We start from the raw sequence: 23,813 nt of genomic DNA, 5'->3' as shown, positions 1-23,813 counted from the left end.
ACAATAAGGTCTGTTATTTCTTCATCCTGATAAATGTCGGGATCAACAAGCCACTATTGTGCCGAACTCCTTTGTTGTTTATTTCGTGTTATGTTCTCCACACCAGCGTGCGATCTCCGCGATCAGATCGAGTGGAAGATCCTCCCCATACGGAATTTGAATCGAGCCCTTGCTGAACTTCAGTCCGCGTTTCGTGAATTCGTCCGCGAAGTGCTCCACTGCCTCTGTTCCCGGATAGATGCCGATATGCTTCTTCGCCGCCGCGAAATGGATGAGGTTATACCCCTTCCACCATGTGGGCATTGACCACGAAATCCGCTCTTCCGCTCCAGGAAGCTCCTTCCGGATCGCATCCCGCACAGCACAAAGATTATCTTTATGAATCGGGTTCTGTCCTTCAATATATTTGTCAATCGGATTCGTCGAGGTCATATGATAATCCCTTCCAGATGATCGCACTCATGCTGAATGATCTGTGCGGTCCAGCCGGTAAACTCTGAACATGCTTTTTTATGTCAAGATCCTAGTATTCCAGTTCAATCTCACGGAATTGCTTTGTCTTCCGTGTTCCGGTTAGAGAAAGGCAGCCCTCCTCTGTTTCGAATAGACCACTTTTCTTCAGAATAACAGATTCAGCATTGCCACATTGACAAGTCCCATATTGACGACAATAATCCGCTTCTTTACGCCGATCATGTTTGCCGCCATTCCGACGCACTCTTCCGCATGCGCAGACAGCGTATCCAGAAGATCACGGGCGACCTGCAGATCGGCTTCCGTCGCCGGCTCCGATTTCTGTGCGAGGAAGAATATATCCCTCATGATTTCTCTGACCATACGCTTACTCCCAGTTCTTCCAAACATCCTGCTGGTAACCAACCGTAGCCTGCCGGCCATTCCGGACCACAGGCTGCTTATCTCTAAAAGTCCGCTGATAAATATCCAGCAATCCGAACATTCATTGATACCTTGCCATTTCACCCAATCAGCCGTTCTGCAGCGAAAACTGCCAGAACTCCGCAGACAAGACTCAGAATGACGTACAGCATAGCAATCCCGGTGCTTCCTTTCTCAAGCAGTCCTTCCGTCTCGAGGGCAAGGGAAGAGAATGTTGTAAAGCCTCCGCAGATGCCTACCTTTAAGAAAAGCACTGCCCTAGGATTCAAAGCATTCTTTGCTGCAAGAGCGGTCACCAGGCCGATGACAAAGGATCCGATGACATTGATCAGGAAGGTCTTCATCGGAAATCCATTTTCCGGATTAATGGGTAGCAAAGTAATCAGATATCTGCAGATTGCGCCGAGGGCTCCGCCAAGCCCGACAATAATAACGTTCATATTTTTCCTCAGTCATGAAACAGAGCGTCATACCCTTCGATCGCATCGATCCAGCCCAGATCGTCATAGATCTTCTTCCGGCGATTATGATCCCTGAGCTCATATTCCAGCTTTTTTCCGGTCAAGGTGCGGCTGATCCGGATGACCAGATAAGCGTAGCCGTCATGCTTGTCCTTCAGTTTCACTGACACATTTTCAAAAGGAGATAAGGCCACCTTGATCTTCCCCACATCTTCAAAATTCACATAGGACACAGCCAGAAATTTCGTATGGACAAAGGGATGGATCAGCTTCATGACTTCGCCCGTGGAAGCTCTGTTCATCAGTAATCTTTCGCCTTCCTTTAATGTGAAAATTACCATCTCATAAATGCTTTACTTCCTAAAATACAATGTCGTATTCGATGAGATAACATAAACCATCTTTGTAGCTCGCGTCATTGCAACATAAAAATCTTTGGCCTTCAAATTTCCACGCATATCAATCACAACGCATTCATATTCCAAACCTTTAGACAATACTGTCCTTGAGGACAAAAACCTAAATCCCGTATATCTTTTCTGGAGACTGGCATCTGATCTGATATGCTTAGCAGCCTCAAGTATTGACATATGACTATCTCGAGCATATTTAATGCTGCGTCTCATCTCTTCATATAATTCTTTTCGATAAAAATTGAATGACTTACATTCTGATATCACCTTCAATATACGAAGAAGATCATCATATGAGACATCATCTGGGCAGGATAACGCTTTCCCTATTTCCGTATACTTTTTTATTCGGGAAAAGTCTTTACTCCCTTTTTGCAAGTGCGATGCGTAACTCTTTAATTTCGTTGATACATGCGATGCACACGTGCTCGCAAAAGTTAATACATAAAGTAAAAGCTCGGCACCATTACTACTGTCAACCGAGAAGCAAAATCATACAAGGCAGTACAGTCTTGCTTCTCATCAGCTTGAAATATCCCACCCATCTGCTGACAGAATGCTAATTGTGATCTTTCAAAATCTGCTATATATAGCACCGAATTATATTTTGACCATTCTCTTAACAGTTCGGATTTCGTACAAAGAGAAGGATCTACCATTTTCAGATACGAATCGTTTGGCTTCAAACGAACCGTAACAGCATGATGTTTCAATATTGGCAATATCTCTTCTCTTACTTTTCCAAGATAGGATCCAAGAATTGGATTGGTGTTTTTCCACCTCCATGGATAAGTTTTTATTTTCACTTCCGTCCAAGGCAATTTCTCCCAATCGACAAGATTATTATCTCCCCAATCGAATATGCCCTGCAGCGGATCGCCAAGTACCCATACTGGCAAATACGAATTAAGCGTCAGAAATATCCTATGCTGTTCAATAATGCAATCTTGATACTCATCAACAATTATTGCGGCATATGACTCTGAAATCACTTTACCAGCCCATGCTTTTTCAAAAATAGCCTTTGCTCCTGAATATAGTTGTCTATAGAATTCTTTTGACTCACGAATTCTGGATAATGAAACATCAAAATTTGCCGTATTGGGATAGGAATAGCACCACCTTTGGCAGAAGCCTGCAATAGTTCCAACGTTAGCTTTCTTCAGTGGTATGCCCTTTTTACGGAATCTATGCTTGATCGCATCTACGCCTGCATTCGTATGCGTTAGCACAAGCACTTTTTTCTCACATGCACTTACGATATCAGCAAGCATTTCCGTTTTTCCATGTCCAGCTGGAGCAATCACATATGCATTGCTGCGACTAATTAAATTTTGTATTTCCTCAAAATCCATTCAATTTTTTGTCCAATCCATGATCTCATCAAATACTTTTTTGATACGATTAGTCACTTCAAACTCATCAAAACTTTGAAAAACAACATCTCCTATCTGTTCTCCAAGATCTATTCGTTTAAACCAGTTTTTGTTTTTAGCTATTTTCCCCAGTTTGGCCCTATGTTCCCTATCTAACTCTTCCAGAACTATTTGATCATTCTCTACTTTATAAGCGATATCCTTCAGCTGAGAACAAATTGACTGTGTTCCCTTCTCTGTAACTGCTATGTCCAGAAATGTTTGTACTATATGTAAAGGACATTCCATGAACAGTTGCTCTTCAATTGCATATGGCTGTTCCCAGTCAATGATTCTTATACCTTCCGCACGGTACTTTCTCTTTATCTCCTCTTCATCAAGCTTATCTGAATCCATAAATACACAAAGGTCATATCCGAACTCTTTAAGCAAATCCACGCATTTAAAGATATTTTCACCTTCTCCAAGGAATGTTCCAACGCCATAATATGCAAGTCGTTCATTTGATTCTTGATCAAGGTAGTTATCCAAAGCCCGAATGTACCCTATTTCTGTCTTACCTTCACATACCAATAACCGCTTTGACAAAATAGCTTCTGCATTTGATCTTACTTGCCTTTGTAAAAAATCATGTAAATTACGTTCTTCCGGAAATCGGCTAACTTTCGTCAACCCATCCTTTGAATTTACGATCAACAGCTCATCTAGTTTTGCTTCTGCCACTGCTGTTGATGAGTGGGTAGTAAAAAGGATTTGCCCAGCCTCAGAGCCTTTGGTTCTAAACTCATTTATAAGGCTTTTTATTCTATAGGGTTCCAAGCCATTTTCTATTTCATCTATCATCAGTAATGAATCACCCTCTGAGGCATTAATATTTAGTCCCATCGAAAGAAGTCGTCTGCTTCCAAGGCCACGCATGTTAAGCGGAATATTTCCGTCAAACAACCCAACCGAAGTAGAGAAACTTCCATTCTGATAAATCAGCTTATTTGTGATCTCGCTATTAAAGCCGACTCCATATTCCTTCCCAGTATTTTTTACGATATCAACAACCGTGTCTAATGCTGTCAAATCAGCATGATTAGCGACCTCTCGCATTGCATTAATGTAAGCGTCATGTAGGACGCCACGAGAATCAGCATATTTCTGCAAAACAGAATACTTTCCCCATTGAAGATCTGTTTTCGCATCATCTCCAACAACGTTGAATGGGAATTTTTTCCTGTCTGCTGTATTCAAAGTCAATGGATCTTTGCGATTGCAAACAATTTCCCATTTGGGTTCTAATGTTTTGTCAATAGATAACTGTACGGAAACACATGGTCGCTGCCCGTCCTTAGGTTCATCATCGCTTATACCATCATATGGAATATCTGGATTTCTCAAATAGAGACCAAATTTTTCTTCAGAAAGAAGTTCCTTTGGCAGGTCACAGTATGTTCCTGTAATAATAATTTTTTCATCGATATTCCTGTTATAGAAATCCGTGTCTATAACCTGCAAATTCCATGTTGGCCAAAGATTCCATTGAATTGCATTGATGATTGTCGTTTTCGTTGAATCACCTGCGCCAATCATTATCCCAATTTTTGATTTTGCCGGATAAGAAATCGTCGCTTCTCTTATTCCTCTAAAATTCCTTATTTCAAGAGAAAGGATTTTCATTTTATATCCTCAAATTAATCACGATGTTAGGAATGCATAAAACTCTCTCTAAACTACCAATTCTTCCATACATCCGGCTGGTATCCAATCGTAGCCTGCCGGCCGTTCCGAACCACCGGCTGTTTTACTACAAGCGGGGTGCTCAATAACCTTATCGAACTTATCCTCGTCTGCAAGGTACTTAATCAGGAGATATGCCTCCTGGTCCTTCGTCTTCTCGTCCAAGAGTTCGTCCATCCCGCCTACTGCCTGCAGGATCGAGGTCAGTTCTCCTTTACTGAAGCCCTTCTGTGCAAGGTCAATCGCCTGAAACTTAATCCCCCGCTCCTTGAAATAGCGCTCTGCTTTTCTTGTGTCCGCGCTCTTTTTCGTGCCGAAAATCTGTATGTTCATATCAACTGCCTTTCATCTACCCCTGTTAAATCCAGATCGATCAGCCACACCCCGCCGCATTTCTTCAGTAATTCCGGCACGAGATTAATCCAGCTCCTGCAGTAATCCAGAATGACCGAATCCGAACTCACCACATATCCGGACTGCTTCAACACCGCATCCACATCGTTAATGACGGAAATCTCCAGAGAAAAGCCGCATCCAAGCTTCTCTCTCCGCTCATAGAAAAGCGTCTTCAGCCTGCCGGAATTGGAGACCGGAGCATCCAGGAAAACATTCACCCGGCCCACATGCAGGTTGTCCACCGCAAGAAGGAGCAGATCAATTGCCTTCTTTGTCACATCAATAATCCGATATGTTCCGCGCAGGCCGGCAAGATCCCTGATGCAGCCATCCATTCCTTTGAAAACAGGTGAGCCCGACAGTGCCGTCTCCAGCGTAATGACCGTGTTGAACCCATCTATGTTGATCTCAGGCAGCGCAGGCCTGTCTCCATTTTTCTCAATGCCTACGAAATCGATTTGCCTACTTTTTCTCGCTGTGACTTTATCATCCGAAGCGATTGATTGTTGACTTCCAATAAAACGTGCAACTAGAGAAAAACTGCGCGCAATACAACGCCCCAAAAGCCTTGAAAACACTGGATAATTCCGCATTTTTGCTTGCAATTGTGCGGATTTTTTGATACACTATATTTAGTCGTAAATACCACTATTTAATTTTGGAGAAAGCTATGTATCTTGGTTACCTTGTTGATGTGCCGGATGAAAAGGGAAAAATCACTTTCCGACAGAAGGGAAATGCGAAGTACGTGTACTATGAATACGATCGCGCCTATGATCCAAAACGCAAGTATACGATCGTGAAAAGATCGACGATCGGAAAACTGTCGGATGAAGATCCGGATAAGATGTGCCCGAATGAGAACTTTCGAAAGTTCTTTCCGGAGGTGGAAGCAGCCGGGGAACGTGGTGATGCCGGCCGGAGCAGCGCACTGAAAGCCGGCACATATATGGTGATCAATCAGGTGGTGAAGGATCTCGGGCTGGGCGAGAAACTGGAGGCTGCTTTTGGCGTCAGAAACAGCGGGATGATTCTTGACCTGGCTGCCTACTCCGTCATTACAGAAAATAATGCGGCACAGTACTATCCGGATTATGCGTATAACCATCCACTCTTCACACCAAATATGAGGATCTACAGTGATTCAACGATTTCTGATTTCCTGCGGGATCTCAGTGAAGACCAGCGGCAGAACTTTCTGAATCTTTGGAATGAGGAACGGAATAAGCGTGAACGGGTCTATATCTCCTACGATTCTACAAACAAGAATTGTGAAGCCGGTGACATCAGCATGATTGAGTATGGCGCAGCGAAGGTCGATGCCGGCCTGCCGATCTTTAATTATGCCATTGGTTACGATGTGAACAACCGTGAGCCACTGATGTATGAGAAGTATCCGGGAAGCATCAATGACGTTTCGCAGCTGCAGTACATGATCGCGAAGGCAAAAGGGTACGGGTACAACAACATTGGTTTTATTTTGGATCGGGGCTATTTCAGCAAAGAAAATCTGAAGTTTATGGATGAAAACGGATTTGCATTTATTATTATGGTGAAAGGCATCAAGGACTTTATTCATGATCAGATCCGTCAGCAGAAAGGCTCCTTTGAGAACGACTGGGGTAATCAGATCGCGGAATTCGGCGTGTACGGGAAGACGGTTCACACTTTTGTGTATGCATCAGATACCAGGAAGCGGTATGTACATATGTATTATAGCGCGGCGAAAGCGGCCGGTGAACGCGCCAGATTTGAAGAGAAGATCCAGCAGATGCAGAGCTTCCTGGATGCACACCGCGATGAAGACCGGGAGTTTGGCCCGACATTTGAAAAATACTTCTTCCTGCACAGGGATAAGGAAAGCGGCATGTTTGTTTACGCAGAGCCGAAGCTTCAGGTGATCCGGGACGAGCTGGAATTGTGCGGTTATTTTGCCATCATCACATCGGAAAAGATGAATGCAAAGCAGGCAATCAGCCTGTATAAAAACCGTGATGCGTCAGAAAAACTGTTCCGCGCAGATAAGTCCTACCTTGGCAATGGGGCGCTCCGGGTTGCCTCGGAAGAAGCGGCAAATAACAAGATCTTTATCGGATTTATTGCGCTAATCATTCGCTGCAGAATTTATACCGCGTTAAAAGACAAGGCAGGCACTATGCTAAAAAAGCCAAATTATTTCACGGTGCCTGCAGCTATCCGGGAGCTGGAAAAAATCGAGATGTGCAGGCAGTTGGATAACGTGTACAGGATGGATCATGCGGTGACCAAGACACAGAAAGAAATCCTGAGCGCCTTTGGAATTGATGCATCTTATGTGAAATATAAGGCTGCCTGCATCAATAGTGCGCTAAAGGAGGGAACAAAGTAATGGCAAGAACAATTAGCAGAGATGCACTGGAGCAAAAGATCAGTAAGCTTGAAACGGCAATCAGTAAGAACAGGCAACAGTATGATCAATTGACGCAGGAACTGAAAGAGCTGCTGGACAAGAAGAAAGCACTGCAGAGCGAGGAACTGATGAAGGCAATCGCTGAAAGCTCCCGAAGCTATGAGGATATCCTCCGTTACATCAAGGGCAGCTTGCCAGAAGAGGAAGACTGAAACGGGAAAAACTTCCAGAGACTGCAAAGAAGCTCGTTATCTGGTGCTTTAGTTGTAAAATCTCTGGAAGTTCACATTGATCTTGCAAGCGCCAAACGCTGCCGCTCTGAAAACAGATAATGATCCCCCACAAATTGTGTGACCGGTTTCAAATGATATCCGTGGTTAAGAAGATATCTTACTTCTGTGCCTGCTGTTCTGAGGAGTAGCACAGACTCTGCAGAAAACTGCCTCTCATCTTCTGGCGCAAAGCCGCGCCGGACATTCTTTTTCACTTCGTTGCTCGATTTCATCTCCGGCATTTCACGTCATTTAAAAAGCTTGAACAGATCTCCTAAACCAAAGGTAGTCTTCCGATGGACCTTGTTATAGAGTGCCCTCTTCGGATGAAGAATTCCCATTCCCTTCTTGCCATAACCGGGAATCAGTGCTTTTTTCACGGCGCGGGTTGCTCTGCCCTTCGTTCTGGCGCTGAGAGATTTCTTTAAGCTTGGTTTTCTCATTCCGTATTTCATATGTTCCACCCCTCGTTAATAAAATAAACGTCAAAACATCGCCATTGCTCAATCGCAGTCAGTCCACTGGTAAACGTCAAATAGTCCTCTGGCACAGAGAACCGCATCCGGCTGAAAGCCGGGGAGTGAAGGCTGTACAGCTGACTTCTGCTGGACTGGAACCTCGGCAAAAGTTACCGGAGATTCATTCTGCGCCGCAGGAAGGGATCGGTCTTTCATCTCTTCATATGCTTTAAAGTGGATCAGACGGAGCCAGTAATAATACGTAAGCGTCAAATCCTGCGCCTGTTAGTGTGACCCGATTTCTGCCATACTTGAAAAAACTCAAAAAACTCATTTCGTGGGCAAGCTTTTTCAAGTGAGGTGTAAAAAATTGGATCAGATTACTCAAGAAGTCCGGCTGGAGAGCTGGGCCAAGATCGTCCGCTCCTGCAGTGCCAGACCATCTGGTGTGACTCAGAAGGAGTGGCTGGAAGAAAACGGCATTACTCGTGATCAGTATTACTATTGGCAGCGTAAGGTGCGGCAGGCGGCTTATCTGGAACAGAAAACAGGCGCTTCCTCCATGATCGCTGCTCCTTCTGACGCAGCTTCTCTTCCGGTGACATTTGCGGAGCTGCCGCAGGAACAGATCCAGTCTACAGAGCCGGAGCCTAAAGAGTCTTCGTTTCACGCTGACGCTGTCATTCACATCGGAGGAAACACGGTGGAGATCTCCAACACGATTTCTCCGGCACTTCTCCGGGTGATCCTGAAGGAGGCTCGTGATGCTCGCTGAAGCTTATCACGTCCATAAGATCGTTATCGCATGCGGATACACAGACCTTCGAAAAGGGATCGACGGACTTGCGGAGCTCATCCGCTCGAACTATCAGCTGGATCCGCTGGAAAAGAATGTCCTCTTCCTGTTCTGCGGGCGCAGGACGGATCGGATCAAAGGGCTCCTCTGGGAAGGAGACGGCTTTCTTCTCCTTTATAAGCGGCTGGAAGGCGGAGCCTTTTCCTGGCCGAGAAACCAGGCGGAAGCTGCGGAACTTACCAGGGAGCAGTACCGGCTCCTCATGATGGGATATGATCCCCTTGCTCAAAAGATTCGAGAGGTACAGCCCCAGCGTATCTACTAACGGATTGTGCAAAACAGAGAAATTCAAACACCGTTTTTGGGCGATCCATCCGGTGCTTTTATTGGTTACAGAATGCCGGCAGAGCGTATGGAAACGGGCCCTGTGTTCCCTGTTTTGGAGCAGATGAAATTGAAAAACCAACTCTTGACTCCTTCCTGAAATGGGTCCAGGCAGAGCCTGATCCATAGGCAGAATGACGAATGACAAAAGCCTGCAAAGTGGCTCTGGAAGCGGATTTCCGATATAATAATCTTATCGGAAAGGACTTTTTTCATGCCGAAGCAGTCATTCAAAAAGGAAGAACTTCACAGCCTGACCTCGAGTGAAAAGGATACGCTAATCCTCGGAATGCAGGACGAGATCCACGCTCTCCAGAGGAATTATGAACAGCTCCTGGAGCAGTTCCGTGTCTTTGAACAGCAGCGTTTCGGACGTCATACGGAAAAGCTGGACCAGATCACCGGTCAGATGAACCTTTTTGATGAAACAGAGTTCCTATACGACCCTTCCATCCCGGAGCCTTCGGAAGAAGAGATCCTTCCTGCGGTCACTCGAAAGAGGAGACCGCGCGGCAAACGGGAAGAGGATCTAAAGGGCTTTAAGCAGGAGGATATCCCGGCACATGATGTCTCCAGAGAAGATCTGGACCGATACTTCGGACCGGGCAACTGGCGCTACTTTGGCGATGATACCTTTAAGAGGCTGAGATACATTCCCTCGGAAAAGGTTGTAGAGAACCATGTGGTCAGGGTCTATGTCGGCACCGGCGGCGATCATCAGGATGAGTTCCTTCGTGGAGATCACCCTGCGGAACCAATTGAAAACAGCATCTCGACTCCTTCCCTCATTGGTGCGGTCCTGAACGGTAAGTATGTTCTGGGCCTCCCTTATGAAAGGATCGCCGGCCAGTTCCAGGAGGATGGGATCCATGTTTCCAAACAGGATCTTGCCAACTGGGTCATGAACGTTTATAAGAATTATTTCCGTCCTTTCTGTGCGCGGCTGAAAACAGAGCTTTTTACCTGCCACGTGAATCAGTCCGATGAAACACCGGTCCAGGTTCTCCATTATGCGGGCGAGAAAACAGATCCTTCTGTGAAACGATCCAAGAGTTACATGTGGGTCCACCGGTCCGGAGAGTTCTATCGGGACCGCCCGATCATCCTCTACGAATACAACAAATCGAGAGGATCCGAAGTTCCGTTAGCCTACTATGAAGGCTATCAAGGGGTGATCGAAAGTGATGCCTTGCAGCAATACCACATCCTGGCAGATAAGAGTCCGGGAATCACCTCAGCGAATTGCTGGGCGCATTATTCAAGGAGTATTGTTATTCCAGGAGGGCTGCCTACCATTCGCATGAACCAACAGCCTCTCCTTATTTAGCTTAAATAACGATACAAACTTTAAAGCAGGAAAGCCGGAACATTGCTTGCCCTTGTAGCTGCCCTATGACTGGAATTATCCTTGAGAAACCATTTATCGTTCCACGATTTGAGTTGCCTGTTTACAGTGTCTTGTGAGATTTCAGTGTAAATCTGTGTGGTCTGCAGGGACACATGCCCGAGAAAGTTTTTCACCACTATGAGCGGAACTCCAGCTTCAAGCATGTGGGTAGCAGTCGTATGCCTCATTGAGTGTGGCGTGTAATCGTATCTGAACCGGTCTGGATGTTCACGCTTTGCTTTGATAATGTATTTGGCAAAGATTTCTTCGACACATGAAACAGTCATTTGTTCATGTGTTTGGCTGGAAAATACATGTGCTCCGTAATCGTTGGTTAAACCTCTGTGAACGATGTATTTCTTTAACATTGAAGACGCCTCAAGGGGGATACCGATTCGGCGCACTTTCTGCCCTTTTCCGTGTATGTTGATGCCTGCCCTGTCTGGGTAAAAATGAATATCGCCAACTGTAAGATCGCAAGCCTCCTTGGCTCTTGTCCCACTGGCATACATGAAGCATAACAAAGTCTTGTCCCTCAGGCCTATTTCCGTTCTGGAGTTGGGAAGCTCAAAGAGGATTTTGACCTCGTCCCGCGTGAAGGCGCTCCTGCGTTTTTGGGAAGTTTTCTTTCTCGGCACTTTTAGAACACTGTTCCTGAATCCAGCCGCCGCATCAAAGTCCCTGTTCTGCGCATACATGGAGAATGCAGCAATGGCTGAAAGCCTCTGGTTACGGGTTGAAATACTGCATTCTCGAGATGTCTCCAGCCAGTTCAGAAACTCAATAATGAGTTTCTCATCAAGCATACTGAAACTCACCTTATCTGCGGGAACGCCCTTTACCTGGTACATAAACTCCATTAGTATACGGAACGTAGCTTTGTAGGAGACAATAGTAGCATCCGACAAGCCTTTTGCCTTTGGGAGATAGGTACTAAGATAGGATTCAAGGTGGTCTAAGAACGAATTCTTTTTACGTTTCATAATCCACCTCCGGAAGCAGCCCGCTCATAAAGTCCCCGAAGGCATCGATGGATTCCGGAAACAGCTCGTTGCTGAATTTCAGATATTTGGCAGTTTCGTTGATCCCGTCATGACCAAGATATATGGACAGGAACGGAATGGAGTCATCCAGATGTCTTCCCTGTCGTTCTGCCTGGGAGAACGACTTGAACGCGAAAACGTGTCGAAAACAGTGCAGACATGGCCCTCTCTCATGTTTTTTACGGTTTTCCAGACGGATGCCATTAGCCATAAGTATCGAACTAAATCTGCGCTTGACCGCTTCGGCCGATATATGCTTGTTGTTCCTTGAGGAAGGGAAAAGCCATCCGGAGCCTTTACCATAGAGTCCCATAGCCATACAGTACCTGGTCAGGATGTCCGCCATAGCAGATGACATCGGTACGAGGCGGTGTTTGTCCCTCTTCGTATTAAGCATCCTGAGAATACCGTTGTCCAGATCGACATCCGGCATGCTTATTTTTACCGTTTCACCAACTCTAAGGCCGCAGCTGTATAGTAATCTAATGATTACCGGGAACTCTACCGTTATGTATGGGTCCGCTTTCGGATCCTTCAGAACGATGTTATCTGCCGAATCAAAAATGACACTTAATTCCTTGTCACTGAAAATGTAAGGTACATAGTCATCACGTACCTTTGGGACAACTGGCAGGAAGACACATTCGCCGGACAGCCCAAGGTAAGTTAGGAACTGGCGTATTACGACCACTTCGTTTTCGACAGAGCCGCTTTTCCCTGAAAGCGATCCCACCCACTCGCTGACGAATGCTTCCGTAATACCTCCATAAGTTTTCAGATGTTTGGCGACATATGCGTCGAACCGGCGAAGGTAACACAACTCGTGTTTTCTTGCACTATCGCTAAGAGTGTCACTCCTCAAGCTGTAATACTGTGATAAATGATCCGAGTAGATACTTTCAAACATGGTGTACCACCTCCTTGCCGGAGAGGTAATTTCCAAAACGTCCGGTTGGGACTGGTGGATCTATTGAGCACATCCTCAGGTTTTCAATGTCGACTTTTGCATAATGCCTGATGACGTCAGGGTCCGAATGCCCCAGTATTCTTCTGACCACCTCATATGGAGTGCCATCGTTCACCATGGAACTTGCAAGTGACGAACGGAAAGCATGCGGCCCATGCTTTTTACCAGTTGTGTCGATTTTCGCTGCAGAGAAACTATCATTAACGGCATGTCGTATTATACTCGTGGAAATGCGTCCATACGGAGCTACCATGCAGTGGAAAACATACCCGTCAGTTGATGTACGTATATCATTTTTAACATGCGCCGCAAGGGTATCGTATACGTCGGAAGGCATCTGTAGGGAAATGGGCAGTCCCGTCTTTTCCTGAGTTATGTTGATAATTCCAGGGCCAAAGTCTATTTCTGTCAATTTCAGCTTGGCTATATCGCCTGAACGGAGTCCCATGCGTGTTGCAAGCTGGATTATGGCGAGATTCCTCTTCCCTGTGTCCGTACTGGCATCGACGACGGCTTCGACTCTGGCGATTTCTTCCGGAGTATATGTCGTGGGAAGGGGTTTTCTCCTCCTGTAATGCGGGACGATCCCGGAAAGATCCATCGTAAGCGCGAAGTAATTCGTTGGATTGTTTCACTCCAATCCGTTTGAGATAATTACTCCAAACATTGAAGCAGATGTTGGAGTGAATTGCTCCAGCATCGGATTGGAGGACTTCATGCAGCTTAAGCAGGAAACAGACAGGATCTGGCTGGAGCGCATCAACGCTGCCAGAGTCAGCGGGCTTTCCGACTATGCCTGGTGCAAAGAGAATCGCATACCGGTCAGCACGTTTTATTACAATCTCCGCCGGCTGAAAAAGCAGGCTATCGAGATCAGAGAGAAACAGAAGCTCCCATCAGCGGCAAAACAGGAAGTAGTAAAACTTGATTTTGCCGCAGCAGAACAGGACGTGAAAGTTCCGGACCGGACGATCGATATTGTTGAAGCATCCCCGGCGAATCGAACACCGGCAGTGAAGCCTGAACCTGTTATTCGGATTCGTTCCGGAGCACTTACCGCAGACATCATGAGCGGTGCTGACGAGTGGATGATCCAGTCGCTTGTCCGGGCACTGCACCAGGTATGTTAGGCGATCTTTCCGGTGTCCGCAGCATCTACATTGTGACCGGGTACACAGACATGCGCAAGCAGATCGACGGCCTGGCCGCTCTGGTCCAGCATACGTTCTCTCTGGATCCGTATGCAAACAACCTGTATCTTTTCTGCGGACGCCGCTGCGACAGGATCAAAGCGCTTCACTATGAGCCGACCGGATTCGTGCTCTTCTATAAAAGACTGAATGTTGAAAACGGCCGCTTTCAGTGGCCGCGCACGGAGAAGGAGGCAAAGCTGATCACCCGCAAGCAGTTCAGCTATCTCATGGACGGCCTCGATATCGAGCAGCCCAAGGCTATGATCCCGGGGCAGAAAAAAGACTTCTGACTGGATGAAAAAGTGACGAGAAGTGCACAAACCCGAATGCTTAAAATGCCGGAAAACGGCTTAAATTCGGCATTTTTGCGTTCGTCATTCTGCTGAATCATGCCTCGATATATAGTATAATAGAGACATGAAAACGACAGGAAAAGCGGCCGGATCCGCTCCTCAGGACGAGGTTCTCATCAGGACAATTGAACAGCTGAACCAGCGGATCGACCAGCTTCTGAAGATGGTCGACAGTTTTCAGAATACGATTCAGAAGCTTCAGCAGGAGAACGAAAACCTCCGTGAACAGAATGCGTATCTGACAAAGCAGCTTTTCGCCCCGAAGAGCGAGAAGACAAAACAGATTGAAGGCCAGCTCAGCCTCTTTGATGAAGCAGAGAAAGAGGCTGATGTGGAAGCTTCCGCCAAAGGCGATACGATCACCGTTACGTACAAAAGAAAGCGGAAGTCTACACACCAGGAACTGATGGGGAATCTTGAAGAGAAGGAACGTTTTGTCGACCTTCCCGATGCTGAAAAAATCTGCCCGAAATGCGGCACCCCGATGGAATGTATCGGCAAAGAATTCGTCCGTGATGAAATCGAGGTCATTCCGAGGCAGGTCATCCGTTTCAAGGTATACCGCAGAGTTTACGGATGTCCGAAATGCAAAGCAGAATCGGATTCCGGCACGATCATCAAGGCACCTTTTCCGGAGCCCCTGATCCCGAACTCGTATGCCACACCCAGTGTGGTATCACTGGTTATGTATGACAAGTACTTTATGGGCATGCCGCTGTACCGTCAGGAGAAGGACTGGAACCAGCTCGGAGTCCTGGTCAACCGGACAACGCTGGCCAACTGGTGCATCACCTGCGGGATCAAATATATCCTGAAAGTAGTCAACCGCCTGCATGAGGAACTGATGAAGCGGGATATCGTCTACTGCGATGAAACGCCGGTGCAGGTTCTCCATGAGGATGGCCGGACGGCCACACAGAAATCGTATATGTGGCTTACCTGCAGCGGCAGGAAAGAGAAAGATCCGCCAATCGTGATCTACAGCTACCGGCCGACCCGCGCAGGGAAGAATGCGGCTGAACTTCTGGATGGATTCAGCGGACACTATCTCGTATGCGACGGATATCAGGGATACAATTCCCTGAAAGGACTGATCCGCTGCTCCTGTCTGGCGCACATCAGAAGAAAGTTTGTGGATGCGATCCAGAAGAAGGACGGGAAGCCGGTTCCCGGAACACCCGGACTTCAGGGAAAAGAGTTTTGCGATAAGCTCTTCGCGTGGGAACGCAGTTTTGCAGGACATGACCCTGAGACAAGAAAAACTGAACGCCTGGAGCATGAAAAACCTGTGCTCGAGGCTTTCTGGTCATGGCTGGACCAGCAGAATCCGACATCGGGTTCGCGGCTGGACAAAGCCGTGACTTATGCGCAGAATCAGCGCCGGTTCATGGAGAATTATCTCCTGGACGGCAGGATTGAGATCTCAAATCAGACCAGTGAGAACAGTGTCCGCCCGTTTGCGGTCGGCCGCCGGAACTGGCTTTTCTCTGATTCTGTCAACGGCGCTGTCGCCAGCGCTGCGATCTACAGTCTGATCGAGACAGCAAGACTGAACGGTCTGAAAATCAAGCCGTACCTGACAGAGGTACTGTCATATATGCGGGATCACCAGAATGGGTCCGTACGCATAGATGAGATCCTCCCATGGTCGGCAGAGATGCAGTCCAGGTTCAATCCCGATGTTAAGAAAGGACAATGAATAGCGAAAGAGTTGGAGCGAAATACTCCAACTCTCAATTTTGGAGCGTTTTGCTCCAACTGTTAACTCTATTTCCCGGGTAACTTGATAACTCTCGGGAATATTTCTGCACAATATTTTCAAAAAAGTGCCTAAAGCACGGTGTTTCTTGGCTACTACTATTGCGAAGCCGGGCAAAATATCGTACAATAAGTTATCATAAACAATAACTTGAGGACGAATAAATGCCTAGCATTTCTTATCGCAATAACTCATCCGGCACACTTGTTGCTGTATGGCCAGGCTCTACGATTCAGACGGATCAGGGCCCCAGGAAGCAGGGGCAGAAGTACCTCGGAAAGGTGATCGACAAGGACCGCCTTATCTTCTGGAAACGGGATGAAGGTTACTTCCATTTCAATCCGGATGATCAGAGCATCACTGCACTTGAGGCAAAGGATGTCCCGAACGCGGAACAGAACCCTGACGGAGCGCGAAAAGAGCGGCATGTGCTTGTGGACTTCGGCGACTCCTACTTCCTGAAAACACTGATCGATTCGATCGGCTATAACGAAGTCCTTGACTCTCTCAAATATGTGAATCGGGACACTCTGTACGCCCTCCTTTTCTATTACATCCTTGAGGGAAAGGCGAACGTGAATGCCGACAGGTGGTATCGACAGAACTATGCATCGTACCTGTTCCCGAAGGCCAACATTTACAGCCAGCGGATCAGTGATATGCTGGCAAAGCTCGGCGACGACAGCCAGCGCAGGGACTTCCTTCTTGCGCATATCAAGTATCTGCTGAATTCAACGGATCAGGAGGTTTCTATCCTGATCGACAGCACCGGAATGCCAAACAAGTGTGATCTCCCGGTCACCCGTGTCAGCAACCATGAGGGCGATATCAATATCGAGTTCCGGATGATTGCCCTTGTTCAGCGGTCTACCGGACTGCCGATCTTCTATGAGATCATCCCGGGCAACATCGTGGATGTTTCCACGACACAGCGCATCATTGAGCTGGCGAAACAGTATCACTGCGATGTTTCTTATGCCATTGGTGATGCAGGATACTGCTGTCCCTCTACCATGGAGAAACTTGTTCTCTCTGGCATTGACTTCATGACCCGACTGAATCCCACCTATGATCTGTACAAGCAGATCCTGGATGAGCATGCCGCGGAGCTTAAAGATGACACAAATGCGATTCGGTACAGGGACCGCATTCTCTATATCGTCAAGGTCGAGACGAAGATCGCCGTCGATCAGGAAACTGGGAAGGACGTCACAGGGTTTGTTTATCTCTGCAGAGACCGCGACAGCAGCTCCTTCAAGTACACACGGCTGATGAAGACGAAGTCTGCCAGGAAGATGACCTGTGACCAGATCCTCGAGATTTCTGAGCAGCTTGGTGTTTTTGCCATCGTCACTACAAGAGACCTTCCTGTAGAGGAGGTCCTTCCGGAATACTATGTCCGCCAGGATATCGAGCAGTACTTTGACTTTGGCAAGAACTATGCAAAGTTCCTTCCGGTACGGCAGCACAACATGGAGACCCTGAAAGGACACATGCTGATTGCGTTCATTGCCACGTTTCTTGTCATCGTTATCAAGAATCGGCTCGGCATGGTGGACAGCAGGTATGTGGAGGTATCCCCGGCACTCGCCAAGGCTCTGGATGAACCTTCCGAGGATGCCATGACCGACAAAAGCGGGAAGAGCTTTCTTGAACAGATCCCAGTTGGGCAGGTTTTCAGGGAATCTCCCTCCAGCCTGTTTCTGGAACTGCGTGGTCAGAAGGCGGAGGTCTTCGACGAAGTCATTCTCCCGGAGATTCCGATCCGACAGGCCAGAGATTTCTACGATGCCTTCCGGATTGCCAGCCCTTTCAAGATCAATCGGAAGGACAATGCGCTCACCTATGTCTTCAAAGAGGGTGAGAAAAACAAACTCACAAGGAAGTACGCATTTGCACGCAAAGCTTATCTCTCGGATGATGAAATCGAGAAAAAGCGCAAGGCAAACGAGCTGATTCGCGTGAGAAAAGCGGCGGATAAGGCAGGGCTCAGGATTGCTGAGGATGATGCCAGTGGAAAATCCGTTGCTTCTTTCGACACGAATAGCAGCGATCCGTTGACAGTACCAGAAGCCGGCGTCTCAGGTGAAAAGCCAACAGATGTCATCACAGATGGCAATGGTGCAATACCTGCTCCGGACAAAGGAAAGCAGGATGCAACTTCTGTACCGCGGACAGCCGACTCTTCAGACGGAATAACGAAAAAGAGAGGCCGGGGCAGACCGCCTGGATCCAAGAACAAGAAGACCCTCGAGCGAGAGGCAGCCGAGGCAGCTGCAGGTATCGTACACGTCAAGAGAAAGCCAGGCAGGCCACCGGAATCCAAGAACAAGAAGACACTTGAGCGTGAGGCCAGGGAAGCAGATCTTTCCGGGACAAAGCGAGACGGGGCCTGAGCAACAAGCGAAGTTATCATTGAGTTCCAAAAACAGGAGCCGATTACCATGGATCCGTAATATTTAGCCCATTATTTTCCGCGGGCGAAGTTCCAAAAAGCCCGCGGTTGATGGAAAGTTGAAAAGTGTAAAGTTATCAACATACCCGGGAATTAGAGATTATTCCTGCTACTGCTAATTCCGGATTATTATAATCCCAATTCAAATAAGAACTCTGCATAGCTGCGAGAGCAATAAATACAATTACTATCAGTGCACATAACAAGAGAAGTCCCCAACGGATAGTTTTCACTTTAGTCATATTTCTTTTAGCCAACTGTAAATTAATTACCTCTAACTTTTCTGAGATTGTCTTTAGGTCTTCTGGCGTAGATTCCGTCACAGGTTCTCCAAGCAATATACCTACAGATGTATCCAACTCATCTGCCAATGCAATCAGCATACTTGAATCTGGAACTGATAACCCATTCTCCCACTTCGATACGGTCTGCCTTACTACATTCAACTTAATAGCAAGTTCTTCCTGTGATAGTCCTTTTGCTTGTCGAAGTTTTTTAATGTTTTCATTAAGCATAATCTATGCCTCCTTGTTTTGATGACTCAATTCTAAAATCGAATGAGCCGTTGCCACAAGCAACGCATATTAGCATGACTGCTTTTAGATCTGCAACTTTCGATTTATTATCGTCTTCTATTTCCATTTTATTAACCTTATGGTCAATAAGCACCCCACGCTCTAAAGAGTTCAGCCAATTCTAATTCTCATACGCCCAGCTAAACCAACCGAAGCTTATTTATCTAAGGGAATCTTCAGATAACGCCTTCTGTTCGTTTCTGCCGTTTTATTCAATAATCCCTTATCCACAAGATCATTTAATAATTCTCTTGTGCGTGAACCTTTAATTCCAAGAATTTCCGCAAGCTCTGCAGCGCTATATTCTACCCCGTACTCCATTTTACTAAGAATTTCTTTTTGCCGTGCATTTAGCATTTTGTTTTTATCTGCCGGATCTGCCGGTCTATCTGCCGGATCTGCCGGTCTATCTGCCGGAAGCTCTTGCAGATAGTTCAAATTAGGCAGTGTTACGAGGAATTGAGACCGATCTGAATAAAAGACAGGTGCCTTGTCTTGTGAATAATTGGCTGAGAACTCATAGGCGTCCCGTATCTTGCTCAATCCGCTCCCGGAGCGTTCCATATAGCCAAGTCTCGCAAAGATGTCCGCAAGGACCGGGTTCCGACGGATGGAAGGAACCCCTTTAATATTTCGCTCCTGTATGAGCGTTCCGTCCGGCATTCCGCCGGGAGAATAGATCTCCATGCGATCATCGAAGATATCTATATGCACCTCACTGCCATTGATCAGGTAGTCCCGGTGAATCAAGGCATTGACCAATGCTTCAAAATAGCTGCGATGCACATATTCCGGCAGCTCCAGCCTTGAATCAGGCAGTTTCTTCCAAATGGTTTTAGAGTTGCTTTTAATAAAGGATTCCGCATCGTTCAACAGAGAAATGAGGCTTCCGGAATACTCTGCATGATTCAGCGCATCCACAATCCCACCGCTTTTTGTTTTGCCATTCCAGCGGGTGCAGAACACTCTTGACCACCGAATGGGGGATTCATCCGCAAGAAGCGCGCCCGCATTTGTGAGATTCCCATTCGTCCCGATCATTCCAAAGGATGAGAAGTCTTTCTCTTCCAAGCTCTTCCCGGTCCAGATTTTGAATCGTTCTCTCAGTTTAGTAAAAGAATAATCCGCAACCTCGAAAGGTGAATTCTGCGAATCATAACTTGCATTACGTCCTCTGAGCACTAACCGCTTCAAATCGGTCGAATCAGCAGGGACACTTTCATTGCCGATGCGAATATAGGCTTCTGTTGTCCCATCAGCAGAATAGTAATACGGTGTCTCCTCCCCTTTGAAAATATGAAGCAGCAATAGCTTCTTCCCATTTTCTGTCACATGAAAAGACAGGTTGAACTCCGGAACAGGGGACAGACGGTTTTTCATAATATTACTGACTGCTTCCGCGTCATGCTCTGCATCCGACAGACCAACGACAGAATCGTCATCGGCAATCCCAAAGATCAGAGTGCCTCCAGATGTATTGGCAAAGGCACTGACACTTTTGCACCAGCTTTTGGGCTTCTTAAGCTCCACCGCCTGTTTTTTATCATACTCGGTCGCTTCACCGATTAATTTTTCGATTTCGTTGAATCCCGACATCTTATCACTCCAGTTCAATGATTACGTTTAACTTTTTGTTTCATTTTTTCTCAACAACTACATTTTGCTTCTCGCAGTTTCCGCCCGTGATTGTTTGTCATCAGGACGCCAATAATTATCGTTGCAAAAAGACGGCTCCTGCGGCATTCCCTGCACGACATTAAATCGGCTGTTTGGCAATTTCGGCATAAAAACCTATAACTCATGAAGGATAGCATGAATCAAGTATGCAGATTCCTGCCGAGAAAATAGTTCTGCATAAAATTCCTCATTCCCCGGTGGCGGTCAATATCATTCTCATTCTTCGGAACAAAATCATCAATATATAAAGCCTTGTTGGTAATCCCCGGATATTGTTCTTTATTGGCCCAGGCAATATAATCTGCACCATTCTGTATCAGCATATCCAGGATTTTTGCACATTGCCTTCGTACCGCATCCTGCGACTCTGTGTATACGGTCGGCCTTTCAATTATTTGCTCCGCCCGGGTAATCGTCCACTCGATGGCGTTCCATCCGTTGGAGGCTGTTTGATTCACATCCGCCCCTTCCCTGACCAACCTTTCAACGTAAATAAATGCAAGCTCTGAAGCGTTAAAATCTTTGTAGCAGAGGGACATGATCACGGCATTAATTGCATCAAACAGGACCGGTGCACGAAGGCCGGTATCCTCATCTTCGCTCTCCATGAAGTTGATGTCAGCACCGTGGTCGATCAGGTAGCCTGCAATTTCAAAGTTTCCCGTTTTAAATGCAATCTGCAGGGGAGACTGGCCATGATCTTTCTTCGGTGACGATCCGGAAACACAATTTACTTCATCCGGCTTTCGTTCAATGATTCTTTTTACTTCGTTCAAATTCCCCTGGCGAATCATTATAAACAGTTTTTTCACTTTTCGTTCAAGCCTCCCATGCCTGTTTTTCCATGCAAAACACAGGAATCCCTGATTTACATAGAAACGCCTTATTGATTCGTCACCGTTATGTCTTCATGTTTCAGTTTTGCCGTATTATTCAGATCGTCATAAATCCACAGATATATTGCTGATCCACCATCTGTCTCCAGCTTTTTTACCTGATCCGGGTATTTTCCCTTAATTTGAATGGTTTTCTTTGGATTGAAATCTGTTACTCCCCACGCAGGGTCACTGTCACCGTTCTTGAAAAATCGGATTCCATGAGACAGACAACTTTCTGACGCATCCGCAAACACTGTTTCCTGCCAGCTATAAGAATCAATTGGATAATAGGCAGCATGATACACAAGTTTTCGTGTTCCGATGTAAAAATATCTTCTATTTTGCTCCACAAACTCATGTGCTGTAATTTCATTTTCTTTGAATAGAAAAACTTCATGATAGTCCTTTAAATCAATCCGCGTCACCAGAATGCCTTCAGATTTACTGCACTTCTCCTGTATCAGTTTCTCCAGATTTCTGCTCCCGAAATCCGTAAAATCATGATGATACCCACATGCGTTTACATTCTTTCCCAAAACAGTGGCTGACGAGGATTTGTCAAGTTGATGGAACATCATTGCAAACGTGGCAGCAAAAACAGCCAGAATAAGAAAAACAGGAAGCAAAACCTTGTGTCTTGAATGTGCCTCCCTATATACCAGCCATTTTTCAAAAGGAATGATGAATATTGCAGCAAACATAAGGCCGACAATAGCCAAAATATTTTCTGTTACGAAACTATGAGCCAGGAGCCCGGCTGCCATAGTTGAACAAAATAGCATAGCAAAGAAGAACAACACGCCCAGAATGACATGTCTTATCAAATGGTTTCTTCTTTTTTTCTTTCCACCTGCAGTTTCAGCAGACACCAGGCTTTTGTTTTCTCCTGACATTGTTCTTTCTCCCAAAATATACGGAATCTGTCAACATCATCGACCAGGCGGAACTCCTGCTCTAAGCATGGAATTTCATTCCTTCCACTTACATTTTATTAGACTTTTTGGCATCACATGGATGAGCCAAGAACTGCAAAGCATGAAATCTGCATTTATTATGCCCTTTTCAGTCCCAAATATTTCTCTCTGAGATACCACGCCTGATCAGGACTTATGATCTGCTCCGTCTCAGCGACATTTATGCTGGATTGCAGATCGCAAAAGTCACAGTCCCACTCATCGTATTCCTCGCCACGGTCCAGCTTCGCCTGCGCTTTCTTCATCGCTTCAATGGATGTTGTGAGAAACGGCGGCAGATCGCACTCAAAGGAATCTTCATCTTTCGGAAGTCCTGCCTTACCATCACAAGGAGAGGACAATTCCATGATGTCTTCCATTGTGCAATCCAACGCTTTCGCAAGCTGCTGGACTGTTTTTGCCGAACAGCGTTTGATCTCGCTCCGTCCTGCACATATATCCATAATCGTAGTCTTTGGTACGCCGCTGATTTTAGAAAGATGATATTTGGTGATCTGTCTCTGATCAAGCAGTGTCTGTAAGTCCATATTGTCGCCTCCCGATTTTTGTTCATCCTCATTATATCGGCGCGCCGACCTAATGTCAATAGAATCAGAAAAGTGAACAAATATCAATTAAGAAATCACACTACCCCAATTCGCTTCAAATAGGCCAACGCGTCCGTATGACCACGGAAGTAGATGTGGATACGCTCTCTCTCGTCCATCTTTCGATACAGATCCAGATATTCCAGCAGGATATCGTGTTCTTCTTCCGTAAGAGAAGTTTTCCCTTTTCCTTCCAGGACCTCCAGAATAAAAGGATGCTGTTCCTGTAGGCTGTAAAAGTACTTGTGAATTTGGGCATATTCGTCATCTTTCCGCCGCAACTCCATCAGCATTTCATTTTCCATTTCCGGAAAGCCTTCCTCGATCCGCCTGGGAAGGTCAGTAAACATCTCATTTTTCATTGCGCCATGCACTCCTTTTTCTTCTTAGCATACCAT

The 23,813-nt window shown here is 46.3% G+C and carries 27 protein-coding genes and 2 pseudogenes; 9 read left to right on the top strand and 20 right to left on the bottom strand.

What is annotated here, in order from left to right; genetic code table 11:
• Positions 1–78 precede the first annotated feature (78 nt).
• The 8 genes and pseudogenes from ISF27_RS08360 to ISF27_RS08325 all read right to left on the bottom strand — a co-directional run bounded on the left by ISF27_RS08360 (position 79) and on the right by ISF27_RS08325 (position 5,861).
• Positions 79–432: an iron chaperone gene (locus ISF27_RS08360; protein WP_194611048.1), complete on the bottom strand. Its 354-nt coding sequence runs from the start codon at positions 430–432 to the stop codon at positions 79–81.
• Positions 429–837 (bottom strand): annotated as a pseudogene (locus ISF27_RS08355) (peptide deformylase). The gene ISF27_RS08360 and the pseudogene ISF27_RS08355 overlap by 4 nt, the downstream one beginning before the upstream one ends.
• A 140-nt stretch (positions 838–977) precedes the next feature.
• A complete protein-coding gene (gene crcB / locus ISF27_RS08350; protein WP_194611047.1) occupies positions 978–1,337 on the bottom strand; it encodes a fluoride efflux transporter CrcB in 360 nt (119 codons plus the stop codon).
• An 8-nt stretch (positions 1,338–1,345) separates the two neighbouring features.
• Positions 1,346–1,660, bottom strand: coding sequence for a hypothetical protein (locus tag ISF27_RS08345; RefSeq protein ID WP_194611046.1), 315 nt, complete (start codon positions 1,658–1,660; stop codon positions 1,346–1,348).
• Between the two features lie 548 nt (positions 1,661–2,208).
• Positions 2,209–3,126, bottom strand: coding sequence for a UvrD-helicase domain-containing protein (locus tag ISF27_RS08340; protein WP_194611045.1), 918 nt, complete (start codon positions 3,124–3,126; stop codon positions 2,209–2,211).
• Positions 3,127–4,812, bottom strand: a complete 1,686-nt coding sequence (locus ISF27_RS08335; protein WP_194611044.1) for an ATP-dependent nuclease — start codon at positions 4,810–4,812, stop codon at positions 3,127–3,129.
• A 53-nt stretch (positions 4,813–4,865) separates the two neighbouring features.
• A pseudogene (locus ISF27_RS08330) lies at positions 4,866–5,205 on the bottom strand (arsenate reductase family protein).
• Complete coding sequence (locus ISF27_RS08325; RefSeq protein WP_194611043.1) at positions 5,202–5,861, bottom strand: DUF5616 domain-containing protein; 660 nt, start codon at positions 5,859–5,861, stop codon at positions 5,202–5,204. The pseudogene ISF27_RS08330 and the gene ISF27_RS08325 overlap by 4 nt, the downstream one beginning before the upstream one ends.
• Before the next feature lie 77 nt (positions 5,862–5,938).
• Here ISF27_RS08325 and ISF27_RS08320 point away from each other — a divergent pair, with 77 nt between their 5' ends.
• Positions 5,939–7,636 (top strand): IS1634 family transposase, encoded by a 1,698-nt coding sequence (locus ISF27_RS08320; RefSeq protein ID WP_194609764.1) that lies wholly within the window; start codon positions 5,939–5,941, stop codon positions 7,634–7,636.
• A complete protein-coding gene (locus ISF27_RS08315) occupies positions 7,636–7,869 on the top strand; it encodes a hypothetical protein (RefSeq protein WP_194609766.1) in 234 nt (77 codons plus the stop codon). Before ISF27_RS08320 ends, ISF27_RS08315 begins: the two co-directional genes overlap by 1 nt.
• A 71-nt stretch (positions 7,870–7,940) precedes the next feature.
• Here the strand turns inward: ISF27_RS08315 and ISF27_RS08310 are convergent, their stop codons facing one another.
• Together ISF27_RS08310 and ISF27_RS08305 are read right to left on the bottom strand one after the other, a co-directional pair.
• The gene (locus ISF27_RS08310; RefSeq protein ID WP_235986128.1) at positions 7,941–8,171 is read right to left on the bottom strand and encodes a DUF434 domain-containing protein; all 231 of its coding nucleotides are present in this window, start codon (positions 8,169–8,171) and stop codon (positions 7,941–7,943) included.
• Positions 8,172–8,177: 6 nt separating this feature from the next.
• A complete protein-coding gene (locus ISF27_RS08305; protein ID WP_194611042.1) occupies positions 8,178–8,384 on the bottom strand; it encodes a hypothetical protein in 207 nt (68 codons plus the stop codon).
• 373 nt (positions 8,385–8,757) lie between these two features.
• On the opposite strand from ISF27_RS08305, the gene tnpA (ISF27_RS08300) reads away from it, so the two are divergent.
• From tnpA (ISF27_RS08300) to ISF27_RS08290, 3 genes are all read left to right on the top strand, one after another.
• On the top strand, positions 8,758–9,162 hold the full coding sequence (gene tnpA / locus ISF27_RS08300) for an IS66 family insertion sequence element accessory protein TnpA (RefSeq protein ID WP_194611041.1): 405 nt from the start codon (positions 8,758–8,760) through the stop codon (positions 9,160–9,162).
• Complete coding sequence (tnpB, locus tag ISF27_RS08295) at positions 9,152–9,508, top strand: IS66 family insertion sequence element accessory protein TnpB (RefSeq protein WP_194611040.1); 357 nt, start codon at positions 9,152–9,154, stop codon at positions 9,506–9,508. The genes tnpA (ISF27_RS08300) and tnpB (ISF27_RS08295) overlap by 11 nt, the downstream gene beginning before the upstream one ends.
• 273 nt (positions 9,509–9,781) lie before the next feature.
• The gene (locus tag ISF27_RS08290; protein ID WP_194611039.1) at positions 9,782–10,894 is read left to right on the top strand and encodes an IS66 family transposase; all 1,113 of its coding nucleotides are present in this window, start codon (positions 9,782–9,784) and stop codon (positions 10,892–10,894) included.
• Between the two features lie 20 nt (positions 10,895–10,914).
• On the opposite strand, the gene ISF27_RS08285 is transcribed toward ISF27_RS08290, so the two are convergent.
• Genes ISF27_RS08285 through ISF27_RS08275 form a run of 3 tightly spaced genes read right to left on the bottom strand, consistent with a single transcriptional unit; the run spans position 10,915 to position 13,565 of the window.
• On the bottom strand, positions 10,915–11,937 hold the full coding sequence (locus ISF27_RS08285; protein ID WP_194611038.1) for a tyrosine-type recombinase/integrase: 1,023 nt from the start codon (positions 11,935–11,937) through the stop codon (positions 10,915–10,917).
• Positions 11,927–12,904, bottom strand: a complete 978-nt coding sequence (locus tag ISF27_RS08280; protein WP_194611037.1) for a tyrosine-type recombinase/integrase — start codon at positions 12,902–12,904, stop codon at positions 11,927–11,929. Before ISF27_RS08280 ends, ISF27_RS08285 begins: the two co-directional genes overlap by 11 nt.
• Positions 12,897–13,565, bottom strand: a complete 669-nt coding sequence (locus ISF27_RS08275) for a tyrosine-type recombinase/integrase (protein ID WP_194611036.1) — start codon at positions 13,563–13,565, stop codon at positions 12,897–12,899. The genes ISF27_RS08280 and ISF27_RS08275 overlap by 8 nt, the downstream gene beginning before the upstream one ends.
• A gap of 115 nt (positions 13,566–13,680) precedes the next feature.
• Here ISF27_RS08275 and tnpA (ISF27_RS08270) point away from each other — a divergent pair, with 115 nt between their 5' ends.
• The 4 genes from tnpA (ISF27_RS08270) (at position 13,681) to ISF27_RS08255 (ending at position 18,665) form a co-directional block, all read left to right on the top strand.
• Positions 13,681–14,094 (top strand): IS66 family insertion sequence element accessory protein TnpA, encoded by a 414-nt coding sequence (tnpA, locus tag ISF27_RS08270; protein ID WP_194611035.1) that lies wholly within the window; start codon positions 13,681–13,683, stop codon positions 14,092–14,094.
• On the top strand, positions 14,088–14,447 hold the full coding sequence (tnpB, locus tag ISF27_RS08265; RefSeq protein WP_194611034.1) for an IS66 family insertion sequence element accessory protein TnpB: 360 nt from the start codon (positions 14,088–14,090) through the stop codon (positions 14,445–14,447). The genes tnpA (ISF27_RS08270) and tnpB (ISF27_RS08265) overlap by 7 nt, the downstream gene beginning before the upstream one ends.
• Before the next feature lie 127 nt (positions 14,448–14,574).
• The gene (gene tnpC, locus ISF27_RS08260; protein ID WP_194611033.1) at positions 14,575–16,209 is read left to right on the top strand and encodes an IS66 family transposase; all 1,635 of its coding nucleotides are present in this window, start codon (positions 14,575–14,577) and stop codon (positions 16,207–16,209) included.
• 224 nt (positions 16,210–16,433) lie between these two features.
• Positions 16,434–18,665, top strand: a complete 2,232-nt coding sequence (locus ISF27_RS08255; protein ID WP_194610061.1) for an IS1634 family transposase — start codon at positions 16,434–16,436, stop codon at positions 18,663–18,665.
• A gap of 136 nt (positions 18,666–18,801) precedes the next feature.
• On the opposite strand, the gene ISF27_RS08250 is transcribed toward ISF27_RS08255, so the two are convergent.
• From ISF27_RS08250 to ISF27_RS08225, 7 genes are all read right to left on the bottom strand, one after another.
• Positions 18,802–19,239, bottom strand: a complete 438-nt coding sequence (locus tag ISF27_RS08250) for a helix-turn-helix domain-containing protein (protein WP_194611031.1) — start codon at positions 19,237–19,239, stop codon at positions 18,802–18,804.
• The gene (locus ISF27_RS13450; protein ID WP_268904253.1) at positions 19,232–19,366 is read right to left on the bottom strand and encodes a hypothetical protein; all 135 of its coding nucleotides are present in this window, start codon (positions 19,364–19,366) and stop codon (positions 19,232–19,234) included. The genes ISF27_RS08250 and ISF27_RS13450 overlap by 8 nt, the downstream gene beginning before the upstream one ends.
• A gap of 89 nt (positions 19,367–19,455) precedes the next feature.
• Complete coding sequence (locus ISF27_RS08245; RefSeq protein ID WP_194611029.1) at positions 19,456–20,895, bottom strand: ATP-binding protein; 1,440 nt, start codon at positions 20,893–20,895, stop codon at positions 19,456–19,458.
• Positions 20,896–21,116: 221 nt separating this feature from the next.
• On the bottom strand, positions 21,117–21,788 hold the full coding sequence (locus tag ISF27_RS08240) for an ankyrin repeat domain-containing protein (protein ID WP_194611027.1): 672 nt from the start codon (positions 21,786–21,788) through the stop codon (positions 21,117–21,119).
• A 71-nt stretch (positions 21,789–21,859) separates the two neighbouring features.
• Entirely contained in the window at positions 21,860–22,747 is an 888-nt protein-coding gene (locus tag ISF27_RS08235) for a DMT family transporter (protein WP_194611025.1), read from the bottom strand.
• A 158-nt stretch (positions 22,748–22,905) separates the two neighbouring features.
• Positions 22,906–23,355 (bottom strand): helix-turn-helix domain-containing protein, encoded by a 450-nt coding sequence (locus tag ISF27_RS08230; protein ID WP_194611022.1) that lies wholly within the window; start codon positions 23,353–23,355, stop codon positions 22,906–22,908.
• A 95-nt stretch (positions 23,356–23,450) separates the two neighbouring features.
• Positions 23,451–23,777: a DUF6664 family protein gene (locus tag ISF27_RS08225; RefSeq protein ID WP_194611020.1), complete on the bottom strand. Its 327-nt coding sequence runs from the start codon at positions 23,775–23,777 to the stop codon at positions 23,451–23,453.
• Positions 23,778–23,813: the final 36 nt, after the last annotated feature.

The sequence above is a fragment of the Clostridium vitabionis genome (assembly GCF_015351765.1).
Classification (GTDB): domain Bacteria; phylum Bacillota; class Clostridia; order Lachnospirales; family Lachnospiraceae; genus Clostridium_R; species Clostridium_R vitabionis.
Note: the sequence above shows the minus strand (reverse complement) of the source record. Positions and strands in the feature narration are given on the sequence as shown.